General features: G+C 47.7%; 23 protein-coding genes and 1 riboswitch. Of the genes, 14 read left to right on the plus strand and 9 right to left on the minus strand.

Annotation, left to right across the window (positions count from 1 at the left end; translation table 11 throughout):
• The 3 genes from CMM32_00700 to CMM32_00710 all read right to left on the minus strand — a co-directional run.
• Positions 1-1019, minus strand: a 1019-nt coding sequence (locus tag CMM32_00700) for a C4-dicarboxylate ABC transporter (protein ID MBT05427.1), incomplete at its 3' end; no start/stop codon positions are given.
• A 17-nt stretch (positions 1020-1036) separates the two neighbouring features.
• On the minus strand, positions 1037-2602 hold the full coding sequence (locus CMM32_00705; protein ID MBT05428.1) for a gamma-glutamyltransferase: 1566 nt from the start codon (positions 2600-2602) through the stop codon (positions 1037-1039).
• A gap of 48 nt (positions 2603-2650) precedes the next feature.
• Positions 2651-3556: a hypothetical protein gene (locus CMM32_00710; GenBank protein ID MBT05429.1), complete on the minus strand. Its 906-nt coding sequence runs from the start codon at positions 3554-3556 to the stop codon at positions 2651-2653.
• 215 nt (positions 3557-3771) lie between these two features.
• On the opposite strand from CMM32_00710, the gene CMM32_00715 reads away from it, so the two are divergent.
• Entirely contained in the window at positions 3772-4167 is a 396-nt protein-coding gene (locus CMM32_00715) for a hypothetical protein (protein ID MBT05430.1), read from the plus strand.
• Between the two features lie 87 nt (positions 4168-4254).
• Entirely contained in the window at positions 4255-5481 is a 1227-nt protein-coding gene (locus tag CMM32_00720) for an MFS transporter (protein ID MBT05431.1), read from the plus strand.
• Positions 5482-5508: 27 nt separating this feature from the next.
• Here the strand turns inward: CMM32_00720 and CMM32_00725 are convergent, their stop codons facing one another.
• From CMM32_00725 to CMM32_00745, 5 genes are all read right to left on the minus strand, one after another.
• Positions 5509-5847, minus strand: a complete 339-nt coding sequence (locus CMM32_00725; protein ID MBT05432.1) for a glyoxalase — start codon at positions 5845-5847, stop codon at positions 5509-5511.
• Positions 5848-5919: 72 nt separating this feature from the next.
• The gene (locus CMM32_00730) at positions 5920-6903 is read right to left on the minus strand and encodes a peptide ABC transporter ATP-binding protein (protein MBT05433.1); all 984 of its coding nucleotides are present in this window, start codon (positions 6901-6903) and stop codon (positions 5920-5922) included.
• Complete coding sequence (locus tag CMM32_00735; GenBank protein MBT05434.1) at positions 6893-7891, minus strand: peptide ABC transporter ATP-binding protein; 999 nt, start codon at positions 7889-7891, stop codon at positions 6893-6895. Before CMM32_00735 ends, CMM32_00730 begins: the two co-directional genes overlap by 11 nt.
• Positions 7892-8011: 120 nt before the next feature.
• Positions 8012-8941, minus strand: coding sequence for an ABC transporter permease (locus tag CMM32_00740; protein ID MBT05435.1), 930 nt, complete (start codon positions 8939-8941; stop codon positions 8012-8014).
• Positions 8942-9904, minus strand: a complete 963-nt coding sequence (locus CMM32_00745; GenBank protein ID MBT05436.1) for a glutathione ABC transporter permease GsiC — start codon at positions 9902-9904, stop codon at positions 8942-8944.
• A gap of 250 nt (positions 9905-10154) precedes the next feature.
• On the opposite strand from CMM32_00745, the gene CMM32_00750 reads away from it, so the two are divergent.
• From CMM32_00750 to CMM32_00770, 5 genes are all read left to right on the plus strand, one after another.
• A complete protein-coding gene (locus CMM32_00750; protein ID MBT05437.1) occupies positions 10155-10745 on the plus strand; it encodes an SAM-dependent methyltransferase in 591 nt (196 codons plus the stop codon).
• A 109-nt stretch (positions 10746-10854) separates the two neighbouring features.
• Positions 10855-11136, plus strand: a complete 282-nt coding sequence (locus CMM32_00755) for a peptidylprolyl isomerase (protein ID MBT05438.1) — start codon at positions 10855-10857, stop codon at positions 11134-11136.
• 55 nt (positions 11137-11191) lie between these two features.
• A complete protein-coding gene (locus CMM32_00760; GenBank protein ID MBT05439.1) occupies positions 11192-11929 on the plus strand; it encodes a hydrolase in 738 nt (245 codons plus the stop codon).
• 183 nt (positions 11930-12112) lie between these two features.
• Positions 12113-12312: riboswitch (cobalamin riboswitch) on the plus strand.
• A 212-nt stretch (positions 12313-12524) separates the two neighbouring features.
• Entirely contained in the window at positions 12525-14576 is a 2052-nt protein-coding gene (locus tag CMM32_00765; protein MBT05440.1) for a hypothetical protein, read from the plus strand.
• Positions 14577-14660: 84 nt separating this feature from the next.
• Positions 14661-15608, plus strand: a complete 948-nt coding sequence (locus CMM32_00770) for a hypothetical protein (GenBank protein ID MBT05441.1) — start codon at positions 14661-14663, stop codon at positions 15606-15608.
• Between the two features lie 20 nt (positions 15609-15628).
• Here CMM32_00770 and CMM32_00775 read toward each other — a convergent pair whose 3' ends face one another.
• On the minus strand, positions 15629-16372 hold the full coding sequence (locus CMM32_00775) for a hypothetical protein (GenBank protein ID MBT05442.1): 744 nt from the start codon (positions 16370-16372) through the stop codon (positions 15629-15631).
• Between the two features lie 324 nt (positions 16373-16696).
• Between CMM32_00775 and CMM32_00780 the strand changes: the two genes are divergently transcribed.
• The 7 genes from CMM32_00780 to CMM32_00810 all read left to right on the plus strand — a co-directional run.
• Positions 16697-18733 carry a hypothetical protein gene (locus CMM32_00780; GenBank protein MBT05443.1) on the plus strand — a complete coding sequence of 679 codons (2037 nt, stop codon included), beginning with the start codon at positions 16697-16699 and terminating at the stop codon, positions 18731-18733.
• Positions 18734-18858: 125 nt separating this feature from the next.
• On the plus strand, positions 18859-20316 hold the full coding sequence (locus CMM32_00785; GenBank protein ID MBT05444.1) for a hypothetical protein: 1458 nt from the start codon (positions 18859-18861) through the stop codon (positions 20314-20316).
• A gap of 115 nt (positions 20317-20431) precedes the next feature.
• Positions 20432-21724 carry a hypothetical protein gene (locus CMM32_00790; protein MBT05445.1) on the plus strand — a complete coding sequence of 431 codons (1293 nt, stop codon included), beginning with the start codon at positions 20432-20434 and terminating at the stop codon, positions 21722-21724.
• Positions 21725-21780: 56 nt separating this feature from the next.
• Positions 21781-22785, plus strand: a complete 1005-nt coding sequence (locus CMM32_00795; protein MBT05446.1) for a hypothetical protein — start codon at positions 21781-21783, stop codon at positions 22783-22785.
• Positions 22786-22825: 40 nt separating this feature from the next.
• Positions 22826-24547 carry a hypothetical protein gene (locus tag CMM32_00800; protein MBT05447.1) on the plus strand — a complete coding sequence of 574 codons (1722 nt, stop codon included), beginning with the start codon at positions 22826-22828 and terminating at the stop codon, positions 24545-24547.
• A complete protein-coding gene (locus CMM32_00805) occupies positions 24544-25365 on the plus strand; it encodes a hypothetical protein (protein MBT05448.1) in 822 nt (273 codons plus the stop codon). Before CMM32_00800 ends, CMM32_00805 begins: the two co-directional genes overlap by 4 nt.
• Position 25366: 1 nt before the next feature.
• A partial coding sequence (locus tag CMM32_00810; protein MBT05449.1) for a hypothetical protein occupies positions 25367-26979 on the plus strand: 1613 nt, incomplete at its 3' end.

Below are 26979 nucleotides of genomic sequence, written 5' to 3' on the forward strand. Positions count from 1 at the left end.
TTCTCAGTCCAGACGCCTATTTCCCTAAAATATCGAACCGCACCATCATGATACGGCACGATCCAATCAAACACCTGACGCTCCATTGCAAAACCCACACCACTAAAGTGCGCATCCTTGAACTCCTCGTAATTGATATGGATGAGCTTCGCAAGATCGTAGGCCATTTGCTCATCTCTGGTGGCGTATGTAATTAAGATGGGGTAACCGTAACTGCCGCCTTCCAAAGGATTCTCAACCGAGAGATCCACTCCTGCGGTACCAATTGAGGGTTTTCTCCACGGAGCCTTGAGGTTCATGCGATGCCAGCCTGCAACATCATCGTGCGGCTTCGGAATAAAATACAACCCTCTAGGGGAGCCAGCCAACTGATACAAAGCTGATGTATTCGTACTAGCAATGGCTGCATCAATGGTACCCTCAATTAAACCTTGCATAGCGGCCTTTTGCCCCCCGACTACCACCCGGGTAACATCCGACCAATCCAGATCACCAAATGCCAACACCCCTTCCATATTCATGTTCAAAGCAGGGGCCCCAATTACCCAGACGACCCGTTTCCCGGCCAAGTCCTTCACAGTCTTTACACCCGTGTCCATGGTAGCTGCCGCAACAACCGTATTGGTATTAGACCATGACATCATAATAAGTCGAAGTTTCTGGGGGCCCCAACGGCGTGTTCCAAAATCGTTGACACCTTCTTGAGCAAGGTAGCTACCTATCCCAGTCGCAGCAAAGTGAACCCTTTTTGCACGGAGTGGAGTAAGTCGAGATATATCATTTTTTGCTGGAATTACACGTAAACGGTAACCATCATCTGCTAGCGCGTTCCCGATAGCCACAGACACTGCATAGCCCGAGGAAGTAGTGCCATAAGCGGTCCATCCGAAGGTCCGCGGCAAACCCTCAGCCCTTGGACCAGGGCCAAAACACACCAGCAAAGCAAAGCTTAACGCCGTGCAGAAAGCACGGCTTAATACATTACTATTACACAAAAATTTATATCGAAATTTTAACATAGCTCTTGCACACCATACTAAGCGGGCGCCGAAACCTTAGCCCAGGGCGAAGGTATGAAGGCGGCACCTGTCACGGGCCCTCCACCAATTGCACCACTTACTAAGTTAGGACAAGCGTACAATGATGGGTACACGCCATGGTGCCCCCTCTCAACCGAATATTTCTTGCTTATCTCTTTCTCTATCTCTGGGGACAACCGGTTATCTAAGCTCAGAGTATCTCCTCCACTAACATCAATTCTGGGTTGCGCAGCGGCAGACCCCACATCCATGCCAAAATCCGTTAAAAACGACATCAATTGAAATACGGCCGGCATGATGCGTCTCCCACCCGAAGCCCCAAGGGCAGTCCGGATCCCATTGTGACTAAAAATTGTTGGGCACATATTGGATAAGGGCTTCCGTCCAGGCTGGATAGAATTTGGACGCCCTGGTCTCGGATCAAACCACATTATGCCATTGTTCATGAGGACCCCGCTATTGGGTAACATCACCTTTGATCCAAATAGAGACAATAAGGTCTGCGTCAAAGCAACAAAGTTACCTTCGCCATCGGCGACACTAATATGGGTAGTACATGATGGAGAGGTAGCTTCATTACTGTCTCCCATAGTATCAAATCTGTGCTGATAGGCCTCGCTGAGACTTTCTGCGTACGCCTGATAGGTCTCAGGATCAGGAGTTTCCCCCTTTGCCCGGTCACCCAGGCGTTGGAAAGTATCCAAAAGAGTAGGCCCTGCGGTCAGGCCTGGCGCAACACTAATAGCAACGTCTTTATATTTCCCTTCCAGGGCAGGGTGAACCTTTGCCTCATATTTTGCCAGGTCAACCTTGGATAGAACACTGCCGCCAGCCTTCAAGTCTGACACCAGTGAGTCTGCCAGCTTTCCTTCGTAGAAATCCCTAGGACCTGAATCTCGCAACCTTCGGTAAGTTTCCGCCAACTTCCCCAGAACTATCCCCGGCGGCGGCCTTCCCCACTCCCCGACTGGAGGAAAGCCATCTGGCAAATATACTTTCTGACTTTCTGGAAATTTTTTCAACTGCGCTGCAGCAGTTGAGATCATGAGAGTAGCATACCAATCCGAAATCATTCCCGTTTCAGCCATTTCAACGGCCGGGGTTATTAGATCTTCCCACGGAAGCGAACCGAATTTTGCGGCAGCCGTCGAGATGCCCGCAACATACCCGGGCACGGCAATAGATGGGTATCCGATTAAATTTCTATTTTCCAGAACCTCCGGCCAACCAAAAAGGTCGGCAGCATTACTGCCAGTGAGTGGATAGTCGTCGGGATTGAGATCACGCGGGGCGACCATACCAAAGTCTACTGCGTACGTTGTATTTTCGGACGCAAGGTAAACCATCATAAACCCGCCGCCGCCAAGCCCACTCATCCATGGCTCCACCGTCCCGATTGCGAGGCTAGTGGCAACCGCCGCATCCACAGCGTTACCTCCACGGCCAAGCACCTCTGCTCCGACATCTGAAGCCAAGTAATGATGGCTAGCCACCACTCCTTGTTCAGAGGACACGGTTTCCTTGGTTATATTCCAAGTTTCATGCTGACTACGTTCTACCATTTTACCCCAACACAACTGTATCCCTTCTCACAATGAAAAGGGATGACATTAACTATTCTTCAAAAGCCCCATCTCAGAAAGGTGCTTTTTAAGTAGCGCATCTTTCTCGGGTGATAAAGGCTGGCCTGGAGCTCTCGGAGCGCCACAATCTATCCCCGTTCGGTATTTTATGGCCGCCTTCAATACCGGATGGTAGCCACCTATTTTACCGTGCCAAATCAAATTACATACATCTATTGCTTTATCTTGAGCGGCTAGCGCTCTATCCATGTCCCCATCCCTAAATGCCTGCCATAATTCCACCCAATACTCGGGCGCTATTCCCGGAGGGCCATCTACAGTTCCTACGGCACCCATACTCAGTGCGGGCAAGGTCAGTGAGCTAAAGCCTATAAAACAGCTCAACCCCATTCGCACAAACTCACGAACATAGTGGAAACCAAAAGCTGAGTGCTTCAATCCCTCCATATTGGGAACCCTTTCCTGAAAAAGAGCCATCATATCTGGAGTTATCTCAACACCCGTAGAACTAGGAAGATTATATGCAAAAAAAGGTAAGCCAGCGCTCTCAGACACTGCCCGGTAATGTTCAGCTATGGCATCGGCCGGCTGTCCATAAAAAAATGGAGGCACACAACAAATTGCATCCACACCTACATTTGACGCGTGCTCAGCCATAGCCGCAGCCCGTTTGGTCGTCGGAGCACCGACGTGCATTATAATTTTTGCTCGACCAGCGACCTGCTCCGCGGAGATTTCTGCTATCCGACGATTCTCATCATCATCAAGTAGAACACTCTCACCACCCCCGCCGGCGATCCAAAATCCATCGACGCCAGAGTCAATGTTGAAATCTAGAAGTTGCCGCAACGCACCCTCATTAAGCTCTGATTCTGGTGTCATTGGTGTAGCCAATGCCACGTAAACTCCCTGGAAGACCCTTTCTTGACTCATTATCAATGCTCCTGTTGTCCCTAACAAGCTANTCAAATNTGCTTCACACTATATGGATTTCGCGCTTCGTTAAACCTTCTTACCTCAATCTTTTTCAGCAAAAGTGAGCAGCTTGCTGAAAACACATCATTCCGCCAATATACCTTCCGAAGCAAAACAAACTAGGTAATCTAATAATGGCACTAAGGCCCCACAAATGCGTCCTCCTATGGTGTATGCTAATTAGTCTCGCAGCACCTCTCTCATCTGCTAATGCCGACGAGGAAAAAAAAACAACCCTCAGCTCAGAGCTGGGGGATGTATTTCACAGAACTATGGAAAAATGGCAACTGAGCTATACCGTGCAACAATCAAGAAAAGCTGGTGTGGCTTGCATACCCTGGAGCAAAATTGGCCGTGATTTCCTAGCCAGTGGGATCTTTGAGGCNATTGGATTTTCGTATTCTATGGCAACAGACGAAGCTGCTATTCGCGTTGCCACCCAAGGCTGTCACGAAATGGCCAACCATTACAAAGTCGAGGGATGTATGTGCGAAGTTGTATTTCTCAACGATGATCCTGCTGTTATCACTCCAGAAGGGTTCTCCTTGTCTAAAAATAAGGAAGAGTGAGGATGACAAAAAGACCACATATGAAAACAGTAAGCATGGATTCGTTAGACAAGATATAGCACTCAGTTAATTTTAGTTGATATTTTAATGACGCAAGCACGTTCGGCCTTTTCCGACAATTACAAAGTGATAGGACTGGTAAGCACCGGCCATTTTGTAAGCCACTTTTATATGCTCTTAATCCCGCCACTCTTCCCTCTGCTTCGCACAGAATTTGGTGTTGGGTATACGGAACTTGGGTTAGCAATCGCAGCGTTCAGCTTGATTACGGGATTAACTCAAGCACCTATCGGGTTCTTGGTGGACCGAATAGGGGCAAGAAAGATATTAATTGCCGGGCTTGNCCTTGAATCGCTTGCATTTATTTGTATTGGNTTGTGGCCAAGCTATTGGATGCTTGTTGCTATGATGGCTCTAGCAGGGCTAGCAAATGCGGTCTACCACCCGGCTGACTACGCCATATTAAACGCTTCGGTGGCTCACCAGCGAATGGGCAAGGCATTTTCAATACACACTGCCTCCGGAATGCTAGGAAATGCNGTNGCCCCTGGCACTATGGTCCTTCTNATTTATATTGCGGATTGGAAAAGTGGTCTAATTGCGTGCGGTCTCTTTGGCTTAGCGATTACCCTATGCATTGCGATTAACTCCTCTGTTCTCAAAGACCCAACATCTGACCCAGAGAAAAATACGCCGCGCTCCACCCAAGACGGACTCAAACTACTATTCAGTTTGCCTGTATTGCTAGGAGCTCTGTTTTTCCTTGGAATAGCTATAATGGGTTATGGCGTCAGCACTTTTGGCGTATCGACCCTAACCGTGATCCATGGAATTACCGTTGCCGATGCAGCAGCCATTTTATCGGCATACCTTTTTGCTTCTCCCATAGGTGTCCTGTGCGGGGGATGGATCGCGGACCGAATACAGAATCATCACGTGTTTGCTGCCAGTTGTTTCGTCTTACTCTCAGTTGTTTTCTTCTGCTTAGCGGGGATAGACCTTAATCTCTGGGTCATCGCTGTGCTGCTCGTTTGTGCCGGCTTTTTCTCGGGAACAGTATCTCCCTCCAGAGACATGCTAATACGATCCCTAGCACCACCCACCGAAATGGGGAAGGTTTTTGGATTTGTTTCTACAGGATTTAACGTTGCAGGCGTTCTTGCCCCGCCCTTATTTGGCTATATTCTAGATCACTATTCAGCAAATTCTGTTTTCTGGTGCGTCGGCGCAGTTAGTTTGTTGACAGTCTTTACTGTTTTAACAACTGGCAAAAACCGTCCCCAGACTAACGACCCAAGGACAAAGAAATTATAATTTCGCCCCGATGTTTTAAGGAAGGGCTCATTTCCCGGTAGTTGTCGAAATTCTCCTGGCAAAACTAACCTCGTTACCATCGGGATCAAGTATATGAAAATACCGCTCCCCCCAAATTGCGTTCCTCGGCGAAAAAGAAGGCTCCAAATCAGCCCGCACCGCGCGCGCATAAATATCGTCCACATCACCAACGTAGAATATAATTCGGCCCCAAGAAGCCTGACCTTCAGATTTCGTCGGGCCTCCCGGCTCTACACTAAGATTTAAGTACTGGGCCCCAACGCGAAATGTTGAAAAAGTAGACTCCTCATCACCTCGTGCGAGCNAAAATCCGAGGGCAGAATAAAATTTTACGGATTCCCGCATTTTACGTGTAACGAATGTGACCGCGCTGATAGCCTCTATTTCTATTTTACTCTCTGCCTTGGACACACTGACTTACGAAAAAAGATGACATGAAACTTGATGACCAACTGAATCAACNACTACTTCNGGCGCCTTCACACTNCACTCTGGCCGGGCCACCGGACATCTAGGNTGAAAGGGGCAACCCTTCGGGGGATTCAGCGGNCTAGGAACTTCNCCTTCCAGCAACACCACTTCACGTTGTGCCTCTGCATCCGGTGANGGGGTGGGCACCGCCGANAACANAGCCTNTGTATATGGATGCTTGGGGTNTTTATACAATTCCGTGTGNCTCGCTATCTCTACTACTNTTCCCAAGTACATCACCATTACCCGATCACTTATGTGCTGGACCACAGAAAGATCGTGGGCGATGAATATATAGGTAAGACCAAGTTTTTTCTGGAGCGATTCAAGTAGATTGATGATTTGCGCCTGGATTGANACATCTAGCGCCGAAACGGGTTCATCACAAATTATAAGCTTTGGATTGAGTGCAAGTGCCCTGGCAATGCCTATTCGTTGACGTTGTCCCCCAGAGAACTCGTGCGGATAACGCTCCCCCATTCGACCGTCCAATCCCACTATATCGAGTAACTCCTCAATGCGAACTCGGAACTTAGCCTTGTCCTTGGCTTCGTCGTGAGCAATAAGAGGTTCGCCAATAATATCCCTTACCCGCATGCGCGGATCCAATGCACCAAATGGATCCTGATAGACCATTTGCATTTTCTTTCTTATTGGGCGCATCTGACCCCGAGTTAAATTAGTAATATCTTTGCCATCAAAAANTATTCGCCCACCTGCAATGCCTAGCATTCTCAGGATGGCCAGGCCGGTGGTTGTTTTCCCACAACCACTTTCACCAACCACACCCAGGGTCTCTCCAGAGATCAAGTTAAAACTAACGCCATCCACCGCTTTGACTGTCCCTGCTGTACCAGACCCCAACACCCCTGACGAAATAGGAAATTCTACCCTTAAATTTTCGACAGATAACAATGGATTAGCTAACATCTTTAACATTCACCCAACACGCAAACGCATGTTTATCTGAGATTAGAGAAAGTTCTGGCTGCTCCGATCTACACTGCTCCGTAGAGTATGGGCATCGCGGCTCGAACGAACACCCTGGCGGCATATTACTAAGATCGGGAGGCTGCCCTTCTATTGGCTCGAGAGGCGCTTTTTCACCATTATTTAACTTTGGCACGGAGTTCATTAAGCCGAGGGTATAGGGATGACGAGGGTCGTTATAAATATCTCGAGCTGTGCCCGTCTCTATTATCTTTCCAGCATACATTACGTTCACTCTGTCTGCATATCTCGCCACCACTCCGAGATCATGGGTAATAAGAANCAGGGCAGCCTGGCTTTCTCTCGTTAATTCCTTAAGCAAGTCTAGAACCTGCGCCTGCACGGTTACGTCCAAAGCTGTTGTCGGCTCGTCTGCTATGATGAGCTCGGGCTCACACGCCAACCCCATAGCAATCATGGCGCGCTGCCGCATGCCACCTGAAAATTCATGCGGGAATGAAGAGACNCGCCGTTCCGGATCAGGTATTCGCACTTTTTGAAGGAGATCCACACACTTTTCCCGTACTACCTTGGNCAAGGATTTTCTATGAATCTCTATAGGTTCGCCAACTTGCCGCCCTATGGTAAGAGATGGATTTAGAGATGTCATTGGCTCCTGAAAAATCATGGCGATTCTATCGCCCCTAATTTTCCTTGCTTCAGGTTCTGATAACTCGAGGAGATCNGTTCCGGNAAACCNGATTTGACCAGAAACTATTTCTCCCGGTGGATTTGGTATCAATCTTAAAACNGAGAGTGCCGTTACACTTTTTCCCGAACCACTCTCACCAACTATTGCAACGGTCTCTCCTGCCTCTACCGTGAAAGATACACCGTCAACCGCTTTGACTATTCCTCCGTCAGACCGAAAATAGGTCTTCAACTCCCTTACTTCGAGAAGAGGAGGCGCCTCGCTACTGTAATTCATGAGAAGTATCCCTTGGCATCATCAGCACCCAAGTTCTTTTTTCAGTCTTTGATCTATNCGCATCCGAGCATATATTGGCGCTGACCTAAAAAACCACATAAACAACNCCCTTCCCTAGGTCTACATGTCCAGTTTCTGCTTAAGCCCCGAACCGCGCATTCGGGGGTCCAACAGGTCGCGTAAGGCATCACCAAACATGTTAATATTGTACACCACAAACGTGATCGCCAGGCCAGGCATTATGGCAAGCCACGGAGCCTGAAACATATAACTACGGCCCTCAAAACTCAGCATGCCCCCCCAACTCGGAGCGGGTGGCGGAACTCCCAATCCTAAAAAACTCAATCCGGCCTCAACTAGAATCACTGCTGCTAAACGCGTGGTGAACAGAACAATGACAGGAGCCATGATGTTNGGCAAAATATGTCTCAATAAAATCCTGATGGTTGACACACCAACAGACTCCGCCGCATGCACGTAGTCATTTTCTTTAACGGTTAATACCGCACTACGCACAATTCGAGAACCCGCAATGCCATAAAGCAGGCTCAGGACAAGAATTACCTGCCAAATGCCTGGACCGAATACAGAAACCGCCACAATAACGACAACCAAATCGGGAAAGCTCATCCAAGCATCCACCATTCGTTGTACTAACATATCAAACTTTCCACGAAAATAACCTGTCGTAATTCCGATAACACAGGAGATAATTATTGAGAAAAACGCAGCTGAAAACCCGATAATTAAGGACGTACGAGCGCCATGAACAATTCTACTGAAAACATCTCGTCCAATCTGATCGGTCCCCAGCAAATACTCCATGGAAGGTGGTTCCAACCTATCGATAGGGTTCATTTCATTATAACCAAAAGGAGCAATGAAATCCGCAAATGCGCCGGTTACCAAAAAGACCAAACACATTACTGCCCCAAAAGCACCAAGAGGCTTTTCCCTAAAAAGTCTTCTGGTAAAATCTGCCAAGCGCCCCCACTGCCCTATCCTCACCTTCGGGGCANTCACCCCAGCCTGCCCTGAGATATCCGCCATCTATTCTTGATCCCTAACCTTGGGGTCAAGCAAGCCATAGCTTAGATCCACAATTAGATTAACCGAAATGACAAATATACCGACCATAAGAAAAATACCCGTAATGACTGGGTAATCTCGATCTTGTACAGCTAGAAGCAGAAGTTGCCCTATACCCGGAATATCAAAAATTCNTTCCAGAATNACAGTGCCNCCAATTATGTAAGGAACAAATAATCCAATTAAAGTNATNACGGGNATCANAGCGTTTCGAATGGCGTGCCGCATTACCACCAGAGTTTCACTCAAACCCTTTGCCCGNGCNGTTCTTATATAGTCTTGCCTCAATACCTCNAGCATCATGGTNCGCGTCATTCTCATTGTAACCGCAGCCAAAGACGCCCCCANGATTGCCGCCGGGGTTACAAAAACGGAGAGATACCNGAATGGATCATCAAAAAACGGAANAAGGCGTGAGGGTGGAGACCAACCCCACCAAATAGCCGGAAGGATAACNATCATTGTTCCNAGCCAGAAACTAGGTATGGCAAGCCCCAATATNGCAAAGCTTCGNCCAACATGGTCACCAATAGTATCCTGCTTCATTGCTGAATAAACCCCGATGGGGATAGAGATCGCTAGGGCAAACACCACTGCGAGAATGCCCATGGTCATAGTTACCGGGACACGCTCTGCAATGTCTGGGCCAACCGGAGTCTCACGAATTAAAGATGTCCCAAGATCGCGGTACACCACTATATCGCGGACCCAGTAGAAATATTGGATATGCATGGGCTTATCCAAGCCCAAATCCGCCTCAATCTCTTTCCTGAGTTGCTCGCTATCCTCCATGAAAGGACTGCTTTTTATTATGAGGTCAACGGCATCCCCAGGAAGAATCCTAATAACCATGAACACGATAATACTAGCAAAGAATAGCGTTGGTATGACTGCCAACAATCTTCGCAAAACATAGCGCTGCATAGTCCCCCCCCAAAAAACGTTCCCCAAAAGCTACTCAGAAAAGAACGGGGAAACCGATAGTACCAGAATTTCTATATTTTTCATTGAATCTTTAAAAATATATTAAGGCCGTAATTGGTCACTTGAACTTTTCATCTGGCCGTAGCTTTGAAAGCAACTTGATTGCTTAAATCTGATTTTTATGCAAAACAAGCGCCCACTGGGGCTGACAGAGCAAATCAATCAGCCGTTTCGAGGTACCAAGAATTCTATGCAACAAAACACCGCAGCAGACAGAAACAAGTTGCCAATACGTGAGGTTTTGGCACTAGCTCTTCCGAAAACGGGTTCCGTTCTGGAGATTGCCAGCGGAAGCGGCGTTCACGTTGTTTGCTTCGCCGAGAGCTTNCCAGACTTAGTCTGGCANCCCAGCGATCCCGATTTGTCGGCAAGAACATCTATTATTGCCAACACTGAACAATCAGGCTTAAGCAATATTTTGGAGCCACTCAATCTCAACGTTCAAGAAGATGGTTGGCCAAGCNGANATTTCAATGCACTTATTTGTATTAACATGGTGCATATATCTCCGTGGCAGGCGACTGAGGCTCTCTTTTCCCGCGCCAAGGCNATATTGACACCAGAGAGCCCCATCTTTCTGTATGGACCCTACNCCCGCCCCAATGTTCCGACAGCAGCATCAAATGTCACCTTTGACAAGTCTCTGAAGGAACGAAACCCGCTTTGGGGTCTAAGGAGTCTTGAGGATGTCTCAAACTTGGCAAAGGCCAGTGGCTTTTGGCTAGAAAAAGTTATTGAGATGCCAGCTAATAATTTAAGCATACTGTTCCGACTTTTCTAGGGCGTTCAAGTAGCCATCTCGGCTAATTGATGTTATAGGCTTTAGGAGCGATTGATTGCCGAGCAATAAGGAATATGGGTTTCGAAACAACACACATTGGGAGCACACCATGGCACAAGCACAGGCAAGGCATATTCTTGTGGAAGACGAAGCACTCTGCAATGAACTGAAGACTAAAATTATTGGAGGTGAAGACTTTGCAGAGGTAGCCCGAGAACATTCTACCTGCCCTTCGGCACGAAGCGGAGGAGATCTTGGATCCTTNGGACCAGGCCAAATGGTCCCCGAATTTGACACGGTTGTATTCAGTGCAGAGCTTAATGAAGTACAAGGTCCAGTGAAAACACAGTTCGGCTACCACTTAATTGAGGTCACCAGTCGAAGTGACTAAACTGATAATTAATTGCAGTTAATGGCCCCCTCAGGGCAAAGCCAGATGACACAGAATGATTGAAGAAACCTATGCCGTCCAAACAGCCGATGGGGCTATGGAAACGTTCTTAGTTTGGCCCGAACGCGAGCGGCCTACCCCAGCTGTATTTCTCCTAATGGATGCCCCTGGAGTTCGAGAAGAGCTCAAGGATATGGCACGCCGTCTTGCCACCAATGGTTATTTCGTCGCGTTGCCTAATCTCTACTACAGGGCAGGAGACAACCCTATTTTCGGACCAACGGTGCTGAATGAAGGCAGCCCCGAATGGAAAAGAATGCGCGCCATCCGAACTAAGATGACTATCCCCCCTGTTATGAATGATCTGAACGCGCTGTTTGATTTCGTAAAAAGCAGAGAAGAGGTCTGTGATAGTCCAATGGGATGTCACGGATATTGCATGAGCGGGCCTTATGCTCTGGCGGCGGCAGCTCGATTTCCCGATCAAATTGGTGCAGCCGCTTCTTTCTANGGAACATGGCTTGTTAATGATGCAGAGGAAAGTCCGCATAGAACTTTTGATAAAACAAACGCAGAAGTATACATCGCGTGTGCCGAACATGACGATTTGGCCCCACTGCCAATGGTCGAGGAACTTCGATCGCTTTTTGAGCAATCCCAAGCGCCCGGCGAAATAGAAATGTACACAAATGTTCACCATGGTTTCGCATTTCCAGAACGCTGGTGCTACGATAAGGCTGCTGCTGAACGCCACTGGGAACGTCTTCTTAACCTATATAAACGCAAACTCTAAGGCTACAACTTACCACTCTTGCGGCCGCAACCAATCTGCACTGATCAGAAGTCCCATTAATAAGGCCCGCCGAATGTTATCAAAACACCCACGGCCACCCGGCGCTCTTACTAAATATATTTTTGTGCAAAAAAAAACCATAAGNTCACTTCATCGGGCTTGAAAAGCGACCAAATATTTTTCTAATCTATGGACAGATGTGGTCCTCCACTGGAGGTAATAGGGAATGCGGTAACGCCNTCATTACGGCAAATGCCGCAGCTGCTCCCGCAACTGTGTGCTGTTTGTGCGCGTTTAGGGTACGCCACTGGTTTCGACTGGGAAGGCAAAATTCGCATGAAAAACAGCAAGCCAGGAGACCTGCCACAGTAAAGTCACCCTCTAGGGGAGCGAGGAGATCCCTTGGGACGGAATCCGTTTGCGGTGGCGCGACGTTGGGTTGGCAGATCGCCGCCGCAAGGCTCTCCAGGATGGCTGGAGCACTGGATATCTTTGTGACTGGACCACACTGNTTATCTTGTAAGAGCCTTATTTTGCGGAACGTTNCTGCGGACCTTGTTTTTGTGTGATTTGCAAAGTCTGGCAAGGATTCGATATGAACAAACAATTTATTACCTTTCCCGCCTGGATGGCCCTTACCTACTTCATCCTCCTTAGNACATATTCTGCTTCTTCTGATTCCCAAGTAACCGATGAATTAGTTGTTTCCTCAACGAGATTGACCCAGAGCCAAGGTGCGGCCTCCGTTACAATTATTACATCCGAAGAGATAGTAAACTCACCGTCGGAAGACCTTCCGCAATTGCTTGGCCTTCAAGTAGGCATTCATAGTCGTGACCTCTTCTCAGGCACAAATGGCACAGAAGCCACAGTAGACATGCGCGGCTTTGGAGCCGTAGGAACACAAAACACGCTTATTCTTTTAGATGGTCGACGCCTAAATGATGTAGNCCTAGCAGCCGTGGACTTTTCCAACCTGCCACTCAACAATATTGCGTACATAGAAATTATCCGTGGTCACGCTGGATCTGTACTATATGGTGACGGAGCGGTTGGGGGCGTCATTAATATTGTCACAAAATCACCGACTTCTTATCAAGATGCCGCTGAGACCGGTTACTCTTTTTCCCACCCCGGGCAAACTCACACAGTGAAGATGTCGGCCAAACAGTCAGCAGGCCGGTACTCCGTTAGTGCAGCAACAAATTTCATTCATGGGGAGGCCTTCCGAGATAACAATGATCTCATACAAAAAAATTTGGTGACTCAGTTACGTTATACTGGAGATGCAAACGAGATATTCCTAAAACTAGGAACTGACTTTCAGTCGGTTGGCTTACCGGGAGCCCGCCAAATTAACCGGGCTGCGGGAACAAACCAATTTACCGACTCTCCTGAAGAAGCGGCATCGCTGATTGACAAAGCTCTGCAACGCGGGTTACGAGTGGATATAGGAGTGACCGGCCAACTCCCGAACGATAACACGTTTGTTATAGACGCTGGATTTCGATCCAAAGATCAAGATTCACGGGTTTTCAGCATAGTCGACACGGTTCTGACGACGGTATCAGTTACACCCAGAGCTGACATTTTCTGGGGATACAACGGGCGCCTCAATGCAACTAAAATAGGCCTAGATTTATATCACTCAAATTATGACTCGGACCGGAAACAAAACCCCGGAGACCCATATTTTCATCGTTANNATGCCTATCAAAGCGCTATGGGCATTTATGCGCAAAATGAAGTAACTCTATTAGATAACCTGACCCTAACCGCTGGGCTTCGGCTGAGTTGGACTGGATTTACAGCCGGCGATGAAATCGATAACGATGCACCGGGGGGCGGATTCGAGACTGACCATGACTCCACTAGGCGGACCGAACGAAATTATGTCTATAACCTTGGTCTTGGCTACCAGATGTCGGAAAAAATCTCAGGTTTTGCTCGAACAAGCAGAGCAATCAGATTGCCAACGATTGATGAGCGCATAGGCAGTTCTGATACCAATACCTTTAAGCTCAATACCCAGACCTCTAACGACCTTGAACTGGGGCTGTCCTACACAACTCCAAGGTCTCATGCTGCACTGAGTGGCTTTCTTATGAAGTTAACCAACGAGCTGCGGTTTGATCCCACCCTGGGTGGCGGTTTCGGTCTAAACGAGAACACCGATCCGACTAAACGTGTTGGAGCCGAACTAAACACCTCATATGCGTTGTCTCCATCCGTTACTCTCTCAGCCTACTCGAGCATCGTAAGGGCAACTTACCGCCAAGGTATTTTCTCCGGCAATATTGTTCCTTTGGTCCCGCAGTGGCAGCTTGGCGGCGCNGCAACTTGGAACATAGTTCCCTCCCTCCTTAACGCGAAGTTGAATGCNCACTATGTTGATCAAGCCAGACTAGATAACGATGAAAGTAATGAAGGAGAGCAAATTCCTGCTTATTACCTTTTTGATTTTGGTTTGTATGGGAATATTGGCCCATCTATTTATGGNGCTTCAAAGTGGTCCGTAGAAATCTCCAACGTTTTGGACCATAAATACTACAACTATGGAGTGCGNAGCACTACAAACACTCGAGTTGCCAACGTATACCCGTTGTCAGGGCGTGTCGCACGGGTTGGTCTCACTTGGCAATTTTAATTGCTTCTGGCCCACCCTCAATGAATAATATTTTCATTTCAATCACTTCAGTCTGTCAAAGCGCAGAAATTATCGTACACGAAAATGTACTGGGTCAAGATGAAATTAGGCTATAGCATACTTGCTGCTGCTCTGGGTTTCTCAACCCTTCTGCATGTTATGGCCATTATTTTGTTTTCNGATGCCACCCCCACCAAGGATGTCCAGAGTTATCAAACCGACATAGTCCTGACCCTTCTTACCGACAAGACATCCGAAAGCCATACCCAAGAAATTGCGGTGATANGCCACTCCCTACCCCCGATGCCTCCTATTAGGCATCCAGGGAATCCGGTTACCACGCCCACGGCAGTGGCCCAACAGAGAATACANGTACCCAATAGCCTCACCCATTTAGACCAAATAACGCCAACTGGCGACGAAAAGGAACTTGGGCCGCGGGAGACTATTGACACAACAAGCTGGAAAAAAATCCAGCCAACGGCACTTCCTAAACCAGCACAGGCGACCANCGCGCTGAGCCTAAGGGAGACAGAGGGCCCCACTGACAATCTACCAAGGAACCCTNCCGAATTGAGGTCAACATCAAGATTTAGAGCGGTTCTTCATAGTGAATCCTTGCCACCCGCGCCTATCCCATCCCACCCTTTACAACATAATCATGTAGNTAATGGGAAGCCCCTCGCACACTTAGCCCTGCCAAATTCAGTTTCTGGGGAAACGCTGCTAAGAATCCTTGATCGACACGAAAATACGGCCAAATACCAATCAACAGAGCTACTTAACGTACCTCCCTCTTACCCCAGAAGAGCGCGCCGNGAGGGGCTCGAAGGACGGGTGGTATTATCAGTTTTGGTAACCAACACCGGATCNGTGAAGAATATCTCCGTATCTGANACAAGCGGAGTATCACTATTAGACGAAGCAGCCGTTGCCGCTGTAACCGAGTGGAGCTTTGTTCCGGCAAAAATAAGAGATACCACAGTGGAAAGCACGAAGCTTATCCCAATTCGTTTTCAACTAGAGGACTAGGCACTACCTCCCGTGATATCCTAAACTAAGTCCTCAAAGTCGATGTATCCCTTCATTAAATAGTAGAGTATTGCAATATATTCATACAAAAGCGCCCGCGATGACCCCAGGCCTGAAGACGTTGGAAACCAGTCCCCAAACAGCCGAACTCTAGTAGCGACGGTGTTTCGTGCCGTTGTTACAAACACCTCCAACCCTTGGGCNCGCAGCGAAGCAGCCATGCGTTTTGCATGTGCTGCGGATGTGACGACTAATACTCGTTGTCCACCCCACTCACTNATTATCCTCGAAGCTGCTATTGCAGTATCCCACGTGTTTTCAGCCCCATGCTCCAAGATCAAAGATGGACCCCCTAAGCCCAATTGTTCGGCAACAACTTCGGCTTCGCTAACCGGTTCTCCGCCAGGAGTGCCGCCAGANAGGATAAGTGGAACGCCTTGCTCCCGGCTCAATTGGCTCCCACTAACCGCCCGAGCTATTCCCGTATTATTGGACCACCACCTACCGCTNGGATCCCTATATATCCCGGCCGTTGGCACCAAGATTGCATCAGGCGTGGTTTCGCCAACGAGGCGGGGTTCCATATTGAGCGGCTGNACCAGCAAGGCTGGGGTTACTGGTAAACTTAATATCACCAAAAGTACTGTCGCACCGCATATTAACGAAAAACTTAACCTTCTATAACGCCAGACAACCAGCCCTACTAATAAGGTGAAAAGTAGGGGCACTGGGACAAAAATCAGAGCTTCCAGTACATCACGCATCGAATATTGGCTCCACAACCCTTAACACCCACACTCTGACCACTTTTATCCACCTAAAGTTTGTTTGTCCCGCTTTTTCTGGAACAAGGTCTCTNTTGGGAATCCACANCAATTGTCTTCGAAAAAATATTGAAGTGATCCAATTATCGGTTAAGAGCATATATTAATGCATCAGGAATTTTATTTGTACTTATGAACATGGGGTAATAGAATGCGGCCCGCTACAATCAGCCAGCCGACAAGGACTAGCTTAGAATGGAGAGACGGGCTTCGTATAAGCCCAGATGAAAAGTTGGAAGCATTTCACTAGAGAGTAGGATACACATGTTTGGGTTTGATCATTTAGGTAAGTACGCGCATGGTTATTTGAGCTATGGTAACTTGTCCCACCGATACCTGTTTAGGTGGCGTTTTTATAACCCTCTCTTCCTGACGATAGCGCTTGGACTAATTATCGGGCCTGCCCACTCGGATGAGGAATTACTNACGGACGAATTGCTAACGGATGAGATCCTTGCGNCCGAGGANNTGGATAGCGATTTGCTAATTGACGACNGCGATGACCTNTTNCTGGAAGATCAAGATTTAACTCTAGAGGANAACTTGCCTGAATCCNCAANCGANCAGGAAGATATTGCAGCAGAAGCAGCTCGGCAACACGAGGCCTTGTTTGCTGAAACCCGGTTCCCGTCCGCTGCAACCTGCGGCACATGTCATCCCAAACACTATTCTGAGTGGTCTATTTCGCAACACTCGTATTCACAGCTAAGCCCAGTCTATCTCTCCCTAAGTAATAAGATTAACCAACTTGCCAATGGCTCAAATGGTGANTTTTGCCTCCGTTGCCACAACCAAGTGGGNGCCAACCTNGGAGAAGATCAATTTGCATCGAACCTCGAGCGACACCCTACTTCTCGTGAAGGCATCACCTGCGTGGTCTGCCATCGCATAGACAGGAGCTATAANAAAGCAAGCGGCCGCCTGGCCCTAGTGGAGGGTGGCGTAACCGAAGCCGTATATGGGCCAGACGGGAATCGGGAATTGGCTAGAGTTCTTGATAACACTCATGAATATCGGGTTGTCACCGACCCAGAGGAGTCGGGACGAAAGATCCATAAAGAAGCAAAACAATTTACTAGTATTTCTGACCCAATGTTCTGTGGGACCTGCCACGATGTAACCCTTTTTAATGGCTTTAGACTTGAGGAAGCCTTCAGCGAGTATAGAACCTCGCCGGCAGCGGCTAGAGGCGAGACCTGCCAAGACTGTCACATGGGGAAGNTCCAGGGTATAGCCTCGGGCTACGAGCATGGTCCTGCTGCAGTGGTAGGAGGAGTTGAAACCGAGTCCAGGAAAATCACAAACCACACCTTTGCAGGTCCTGACTATTCTATCATTCATCCTGGACTATTTCCCCACAATATAGAAGCCCAACGAATGGCCACTATGAAGGAATGGCTGGAATTTGATGTCGAAGCTGGCTGGGGTACTGACGATTTTGAAGATTTAGTTGAAGATGACAGCTCTTTCCCAGAACGTTGGCAATCTATCGATGATCGATATGATGCCAGAGAAATAATTGACCATCAGTTGGAACGGCTTGAACTAGCTGCAGAAAAGCGACTTGAAGTATTGCGGAATGGATATGTTCTGGGGGAAGTTTTAACAGATCAGGCCGATAACAATGGTATCGTTTTTCGAGCTCAGTTGAAGAGCGGAACAGATGGGCACAATGTACCAACCGGCTTCACTGGAGAACGTTTGGTTTGGCTTGAGGTGACCGTCACAGATGCAGATGGGGAAGTTGTTTTCGTGTCCGGGGACCGGGATCCAAATGGTGATCTGCGTGACGGCCATTCATCTTATGTACACGCGGGAGAGGTCGAGCTCGATCCACACCTCCTTAGTCTACAATCTCTGTTCGTTACTCAGAATGGAAGGGGAGGTGAGATCGANCACGTCATTCCAATTCCCTATCCNGTCACTGCCCTGCCTCGCGTTTTGCCGTCCCCGCTCTCTCTCGTATTTACCGGGGAACCATTGACTGAACGAAATCACAAGAAAGGTATTGAGCCTCTGGGTGAGCGTTGGGGGAGATATGTTGTAGAGGCAAATGCTCTGACTGGAAAAGGGCCATACAAAGCAGTTATCAAAGTAATTCAGCAGCCTGCACCCGTTAACCTGTTAATCGCTATGCAGGATGTTGGTTTTGATTATGGGTTAACTCCGAGAGAGGCTGGTGACGCCCTCATAGCTGGCGCGCAAGTGCTATGGGAACATGAATTAATTTTTGATGTTCACACGAACTCCTCAAAGGACTCACTAGATAGCGCGGAAGCCGGCAACAACGTGGACGGATAAACGGTTTCACGCCGGCCTTGAACATGGAGCCCTTCACAGAGTATTAAGTACTCATTCGGCATTTGGTGCGGGCATAAGCTCAGTGTTGCTTGTTGATATTAGGGAGTTTTTAAGAGAGGGTCACGATGTCCGGTTGGACCAAATTCACCATTTTGTTATGTGCAGTTTATCTTGGAACAACTGACNTAGCTNTCGCTAAGTCAATGGAANATAANNCTTGGTATGACTGGCTCTGGCCGCTTGGCCAACGCTATGGCGTCCAAACCCTAAAAGATGAATATATTCCCTTCCAGGGAGCCGGCCAAATCCCCGATCGACCTCGCCTCCATATAGAGCTTGGAGATGGCTTCTTAGACACCGGTAAGCTTAGTTCTGGCTTTAAGGTNCCGATACTAGGAGCGGTCTGGCAACCGAGGTTATGGAATTATGTTTTTAATCGGTCGGTAATACAGTCCTTTGACGATGGAGCAGAAGGCCGGGACCGCGACACGGAAATCTCTAACAGGCTGGATTACTATGCGAATCTACAGTTAACAGGAACGGAAAAAATTCTTCTGGGGCTGCGACCGACCGATAATAATTCACCAGGACGATTTACAAGGTACACCTTTGATGGTTCCGACAAAGATTTCAAAAATGAACTTAATCTAGATATTGAAACCTTATTTTTTGAGGGNGATATTGGCAGTCTAGCGCCAAACCTCGATAAAGCTGGAATAACTCCGATAGATTTTGGGTTTAGCTTGGGCCGCCAACCAATTACCTTCCAAGAGGGAATTATAATAAATGACACTGTGGATGCTATAGGACTAGTCCGAAACAACCTGAATTTCCCGGGGACCTCCAACCTTCGCATGTCTGGCATGTGGGCCTGGGATAGGCTCGACCGNAATGATCGGGTTCGTGGTTCAAANGCTAACATGTATGCTTTGTTTACGGCTNTCGATGCTCCAGTCAGCACGTTTAATATTGATACTATTTACGTGGATGATAATGCCTCGGATAGATCGGGCGACGCTGCCTATCTGGGCCTAGCCGCCATTCAAAGAATCCGATCTCTGGGTGGAATGAGCACCGCATTTCGTATTAACAGCTCCCTAGCCTTAGACTCCGAAATACCTGGAAATACTGTTGGCAACGGAACATTTATTACCGGTGAGTTTTCAGTGACGCCGCATGGCTCAAAAGACATTGCCTATTTTAACCCGTATATCGCTATTGGTAACTTCACCCAGGCTGGCCGTGAAGCAATTGTCGGAGGACCTCTAGCAAATGTAGGTGTGCTATTTGCTTCCCCAAACCTCAGCACCCATGGCGCCGAGATTAGCCCATTTGTGGATGATGATGTTGGATTTGCACTGGGCTATCAAGCCTTCTGGAACCATCGACGCACCAATTTAGTACTCGAATTAGCAACGAAGAAAGATTTTGGAGGATCAGGTAATGATTCGGTAGCTATTGGCTACCAACTNCAACAAGCCGTGGGCCAGTATTTTCAAATTCAAATCGAGTCTTTTTACACTTTTAACAACCTCATTTCTGATGGGGCGGGAGCTCGGTTTGAGGTCTTGACAGTATACTAAGGGCAATGAACAGTTAACATCATATGAATGCAATTGGCGCACGCCAAACACTCCTGTTTACCAATCGCTCAATTCAAATATGATCCACTCTGTCGAATCAGCATAGGCGCCCAGAATGCTAAGAGATTTTAATACCGCATCAGTGATGTATGACTTAGGCATAGTTCTTGTTGCTCTCATTGCCCTACAGGCACTGCTATTTTTTTATAGCTCACTGCGTTCGGTTTTATATGCACGGGCTCAGCAAAAACTTAACCTGCAAGCCTTGCGGACAAGAGTTTTAGCAGAAGTTAAACAAGAGCAACTCACGCAGGAAGCGGCGGCCACCACTTGGTCAGGGTTCAGGAAATTTAGAGTTCGTCGCATCAGTGATGAGGCGAGGGACATTAAATCCTTTTATCTGGTTCCCCATGACGGCAAGCCTTTTCCTCGATTCCAGCCAGGCCAATACCTAACATTCAGCCTAAAACGAAGGGAGATCGAAAAACCACTCATACGATGCTATTCCTTATCTGACTCGCCCTTTCAAAACGACCACTACCGCATAAGCATCAAGCGGCTCGACCCCCCCCCTGATACTGCAAACATTGAACCAGGATTATCCTCTAATTTTTTTCACCGGGAAGTAGCGGAAGATGACATTGTCGATGTAAAGGCGCCCTCCGGCAACTTTACTCTCGATTTATCCAGAAACAAACCCGTGGTTTTAATAGGTGGAGGCATTGGCGTTACACCTATGTTAAGTATGCTGGAAGGGATATGTGAAACTGACTCCGGTCGGGANTGCTGGTTATTTTACGGAATAAGANCTAGCGATGAATACATAATGCGAGACCGAATAAAAGGGTTAGCCGCTCAAAATAAAAACGTTCATGCTGAAATATGCATCAGCCAGCCTAGCAGGGAAGACGTGGAAGGACGAGATTACAATTATAAAGGAAGAGTGACTCTAGAACTCCTCAAATCAAAGCTCACCTCAAACAATTATGAATTTTATATTTGTGGCCCAGGGGCAATGATGGAAGCCCTTACGTCTGGCCTCAAGGAGTGGGGTGTTCCGGATACCGATATTAATTTCGAGTCCTTCGGCCCAGCCAGCATAAAAAAAACTTCTGAAACCTCACGACAAAGTAAAGCTCTGTCTTCTCAAAAAAGGCTTGAGATCGAATTTTCTAAGTCGTCGAAAACCATTGAATGGGATGGATCTTGTAGCTCTATTTTGGAGCTGGCAGAAACCCATAACATTACTATAGAATCAGGATGCCGGGCTGGAAGCTGTGGAACTTGCTTAACTGCGTTGAAACAAGGAGAAGTAGAGTATATTGAAGAACCNGGAACNTTGCCGGAAAGCAGCTCTTGNCTGACCTGCATCNCTATACCAAAAACAAAGTTAATACTGGATGCCTAGTCCTNTNAGCCAACCNATAANTNAAGGACGCGANACTTTTACGGAGATTGGAAATAATGCCACTGAANAACAAGTTANACCGAGCAGTNAATCNTTTAANGCCNCTCCTTNTTATTTTANCAATAACTGGNTATATGCANNCNGCCTTCGCGACCGAATTAAAAATTAATCCAGANGAAGTCCGCGGACCNGACGCCTGCGGTGAATGCCATAAAAAGTCAGTNGAAATCTGGAAGGCAACGCCCCACGCGACTACATTTCAGAACTTNCCAAGAAGTGAAAAGGCCAAAGAGATTGCCAAAGCAATGGGCATTCGAAGAATTAAGAATGAGAGTGACTGCCTTAGTTGTCACTTCACCTCGGCTGACGTTGACGGGAAGATCAAGCCTATAGCCGGCATTACCTGTGAGTCCTGCCATGGGGCGGGCAAAAACTGGATTGATGTGCATAGTGATTTTGGCGGCAAAGGAATTACAGCCGAAAACGAAGATCCAGACCATCGCAAGACACGCTATGAAACTTCCGTAGCAGCTGGTTTTATTCGACCAGCANACCTCTATAAGGTTGCAGAAAATTGCTACCAATGCCACACCGTCCCGAACGAAAAATTAGTTAATGTGGGCGGGCACCCTGCTGGCAGTAAGTTTGAACTAGTAGCCTGGAGCCAAGGCAACATACGGCACAACATCTGGCACACAAAAGAGAANGAAATTGCTCCAATGCCCCGTCAGCGCTTAATGTACATCCTTGGACAGACGTTAGACCTAGAATTCGCACTACGAGGCGTCGCTAAGGCTACTGAAAAAGCCAACTACGCGGTTGCGATGGCAAAAAGAGCTAAAATTGCAGAGAAACGGATAGAAAAAATAGCAGAGCTTGTCGATATTCCAGAAATTGGACAAATCCTCGCTATTGCTAGCGCAGCCAAATTAAAACTTAACAACGAAGAACAGTTGTTGGCTGCTGCTAACGAGGTAAANAGGGAAGCGCTTAAACTGGCAGCGAATTATGACGGTGGAAGTCTTCAAGCAATTGACGCACTTCTACCACAACTCAAATAAACTCTGGTCTATCGTTGCGCTGTAAACGCGGGAGCGACAAATGGATAAAGTGGTAACCATCCAACGTCCGCAACGTTGGGATACCCCTTTTGGCGCTGATATGACTGAAAAGGATGTGGACCACATCCTCTGCCTAGAACCATTCGCAAGTATGGATCCCGAACGTTTCCCTGCCTCACAATCGTTGCCAGGNATAATTAGAAACGACACGCGAATAGTCTCTTACAACGATGGGGACCTGATTGTAAGAAAAGATGACTATGGTAATTCCGCTTTCCTAATACTAGAGGGCGAAGCCAGAGTAGTTCTAAACCCNGACTTGCCGGAAGCCATGCTTGGAAGAACGGCATCACGAAAAAAAGGGGTGCTTAGCTCACTAAAGCAGCTATTGGGAAAACGCCGTTACCCCGAAATTCGGAACACTTACCAAATATCCGATGGGTACGGCACTGGGCGCCGAGAAAGCCAAAGTGAAATCCGCATCTTCCTACAAGATGTCCCGGCTATTTTGGATAAGTATGGCACTGCCCCGTTTGGTCCTGGTGATACCTTTGGCGAAATTGCAGCTCTTGCTCGAACAAGAAGAACGGCCACAGTTTTCGCGCGTGGTGATACCAAGGTGTTAGAAATTCGTTGGCAGGGATTCCGCGAGCTTCGGAAAAGAGACGACGGATATAAAAAGCATATTGATGCCAAATATCGTGAGAGAAGTCTCCGGACACACCTACAAGAAACTTCCTTATTCAAGCACCTCAGCGAAACTACAATTACAGCTATAGCTAATGAGACCTTGTTTGAAACCTATGGAAATTTCGATTGGCATACCTCATACAATCTTGAAAGTGGATCTCGTTCCACTGACCAAGTAACCCGAGAACCAATTATAGTGCAAGAGGGAGATTACCCGGATGGTTTATTGCTAATACGTTCGGGCTATGCGCGGGTTAGTCACATTTTGAACCATGGGCATCGAACACTAGAATATATTGGTAAAGGAAAGGTTTTTGGCCTAAAGGAAATAATTCACAATTGGGAAAATGACAATTTCTTGCCCCTGCAGACAAGTTTAAGAGCTTTGGGCTATACAGACATACTTCGCGTTCCCACAAAAATTATTGAAGAGTTAGTTTTACCTACTCTTTCCCCGTCAATGTTACGCAACTTGCTTCCTAATAAAAATATTAATCAAAAAAAATCTCAACCAGAGGAAAGCAAAGCTGGTTCGATTGAACCGGGCATGCTGGAATTTCTTGTCGAACGCCGATTCATGAACGGTAGCGCAACAATGTTAATTGATCTCGACANTTGCGTGCGTTGCGATGAGTGTGTTGTCGCGTGTGCAAATGCCCATAATAATAATCCTCGCTTTAATCGACACGGCCCACGTTACGACCACTATATGGTGGCTAATGCCTGCATGCATTGCGCTGATCCTGTCTGCATGATTGGCTGTCCAACCGGTGCTATTCACAGGGCCTCTGCTGAGGGCCAAGTTATTATTAATGACGAGAGTTGTATTGGCTGCGCCACCTGCGCAAACTCCTGCCCATATGACAATATCAGAATGGTGGATGTACGTGACCAGAACGGCACCTTTATCAAGGATAGTGCTAGCGGAGCCCGAATTCCAAAGGCCACTAAGTGCGACCTTTGNATCGACCAGATTGGAGGCCCCGCGTGTGCAAACGCCTGCCCGCACAACGCCTTAACCCGCGTGGACCTCACTAATTTAGGTGCGCTGGCTGACTGGATAGATAGATGACAAAGCGGCGTCAACGAATTNTCCGCAAAACCCTGGCTATTCTATCTCTATTTCTTGTTTTCTTCGTGGGGCACGAAACATATGGGCTAACACTCCACAATAAGAGTTATTTCTCTGGGTGGACGCTCGCAGGCCTTATTAGTATTCTGACAGCATACAGCATCCGGAAAAAAATTAGTGTTTTACCGATTGGAACTGCCACGTCGTGGCTTCAATTCCATGTTTATCTCGGGCTTCTATCAGGTCTGGTCTTTGCCATCCACATTGACTGGGGCATTCCGACAGGCTGGTTCGAGATGTTACTGGGAGCGATGTTTTCCAGTCTTTTTCTTAGTGGCGTGGTTGGATATTACTTGGATCGGCACCTTCCTCCGCTGTTAACTAGGCGTGGAGAGGAGGTAATCTTTGAGAGAATACCAGGATTCATGGCNGAGCTTCGAAGAAGNGCNGAAGATATTTCGATAAAGTGCGCAACGGAAACCGGCTCCTCGACNCTGAGCGANCATTATATAGNGCACCTTGCCCCATTCTTTTCNCAGCCAAACAAACTNCTGAGTCATCTTCGCGGNTCCAACCGGGGNTTTGCCAATACTCTAAGAGAACTCGACAATATGGATAGGTATCTAAATGATGCTGAGCGAAAGTTTGCGTCTCAACTTAGAGAACTGGCAACGAAAAAGGATGATCTAGATTACCAATACGCCCTACAAATTACCTTAAAGGGGTGGCTATTGTTCCATGTCCCGCTCGCCTACAGCACCATCCTTCTGACGCTCCTCCACGTAGTCCTTGCCTACGCATTCGGCGGGGGAATTTAGGTTGAGAGCACTTCAAAGATTTTCATATCGGGATAGCCAATATGCCCGCCCGAATCAAAAATGGATTTGTGGCAGAACCTCTGATGGGCAAGAATGTGAAATTGGTCCCAATCCTCGCGGAAGATGCATAGTTGAGGCGGAATGCACCCCGCGCAAAGAAGGCTCACGATGGCACTGCACACGCACATCAAAATTTGGTGGACCGTGCTCAGATGGCCCCCTTCCAAACGGGGATTGCTGCCTCTCGGTTAACGCCCGTTGCACACCTATCCGCAGTTGGCGCTCCAAGAGAGCACTCGCTAGCCAATGGTTAGCTGCAGCGGTAGTTGGAATTGTTCTCGTGTCTCTGGGATATAACAACGGAAGTTTTTTTATCTCTCCGGGCGCACTTTCGACAACTCATTCCCAACTTTCTGACTGTGGCCTTTGTCACACAGCCTTTAGTGGTGGCCCTCAGGAATGGGTACACACCGCCCTATCAGGAGATCGGCGCCATGATGACGCAAAAGCATGCCTGGACTGCCATGACCTAGGAAGTATGCCCCTCAAACAGCACGGTATCGAGGCGCGGACTTCTTCCCCCATCAAAGCGCACTGGCCTTCAGAGGCTGACCCATCTCCTGGCATTACTCCTCTGCTGAGAAATATTGTGTGGAACTTTGAAACGCGAAATAGTGACTCCCTGACATGCGCCACTTGTCACAAAGAACACCAGGGCGCCGCTTTTGCAGAGACAGAAAATGTAGCCTGCCTAGAATGTCATGGAGAAAAATTTACAGGCTTTTCAGAGGGTCACCCAGGCTACGAAACTTATCCTTACAAAAGAAGAACACGGATAAACTTTGACCATATCAAACATTTTGATACACACTTCAATTCCCCATCGGATAACCAGCAAGACTTAAGTTCTTGTATAAACTGTCACCAACCGGACCCTGATGGAATCGCAATGGTTTCGGCCCCCTTTGCAGATGCCTGTGGTGAATGCCACACCGGTCAGATAGAAGGCGAAGGAAGAGCGACGGAGAAAGGGATAGCTATTCTTAGTTTGCCTGACATTGACACGTGGACCCTAGCGGAGCGGAATAGCCCAATAGGCTACTGGCCAGAACAAACCTATGGAGAGCTAACGGTTTTCATGGATATGCTTCTAAGCAATGATATCCAGTATCAAAATGTTAAACTAATACTCAAAGATCTCGACCTAACGGACTTATCCAATGCGTCCAGTGACCAAATTGCCGCCGTTCAAACACTAGTGTGGGCAGTAAAGAATCTGTTTCTTCAAACTCAACTTTATGGGCCAAGGTATCTCAAGTCCCAGTTGGAGCATACATTGGGACCGCTGACCACAACTGATGTTGCAACGCTCACTGGTTATCTGTCGCAAGACATTATTGAGAATGCTGTTCAACATTGGCTGCCGGACGTCGCAGATGAGATATCGCTGTGGAATTCCGGGAAAGAGGAACGACTGATTTCTGGGGCACCTGTAGAAGAGCCTGGCGATTTGGCAAATAATACAAAAAGCACAGACGACGACATCCTCTTGGAGGATGAAATCACCTTGGAGGATGATGAAATTAGCCTGACAGACGACGACATCCTCTTGGA

This window comes from Rhodospirillaceae bacterium (genome assembly GCA_002728255.1).
Classification (GTDB): Bacteria; Pseudomonadota; Alphaproteobacteria; order UBA7887; family UBA7887.

Coding starts and splice junctions, on each gene's coding strand:
- CMM32_00705 (MBT05428.1), bottom strand. CDS start 2,602: ATGGTAGAACGTAGTCAGCATGAAACTTGGAATATAACCAAGGAAACC.
- CMM32_00710 (MBT05429.1), bottom strand. CDS start 3,556: ATGAGTCAAGAAAGGGTCTTCCAGGGAGTTTACGTGGCATTGGCTACA.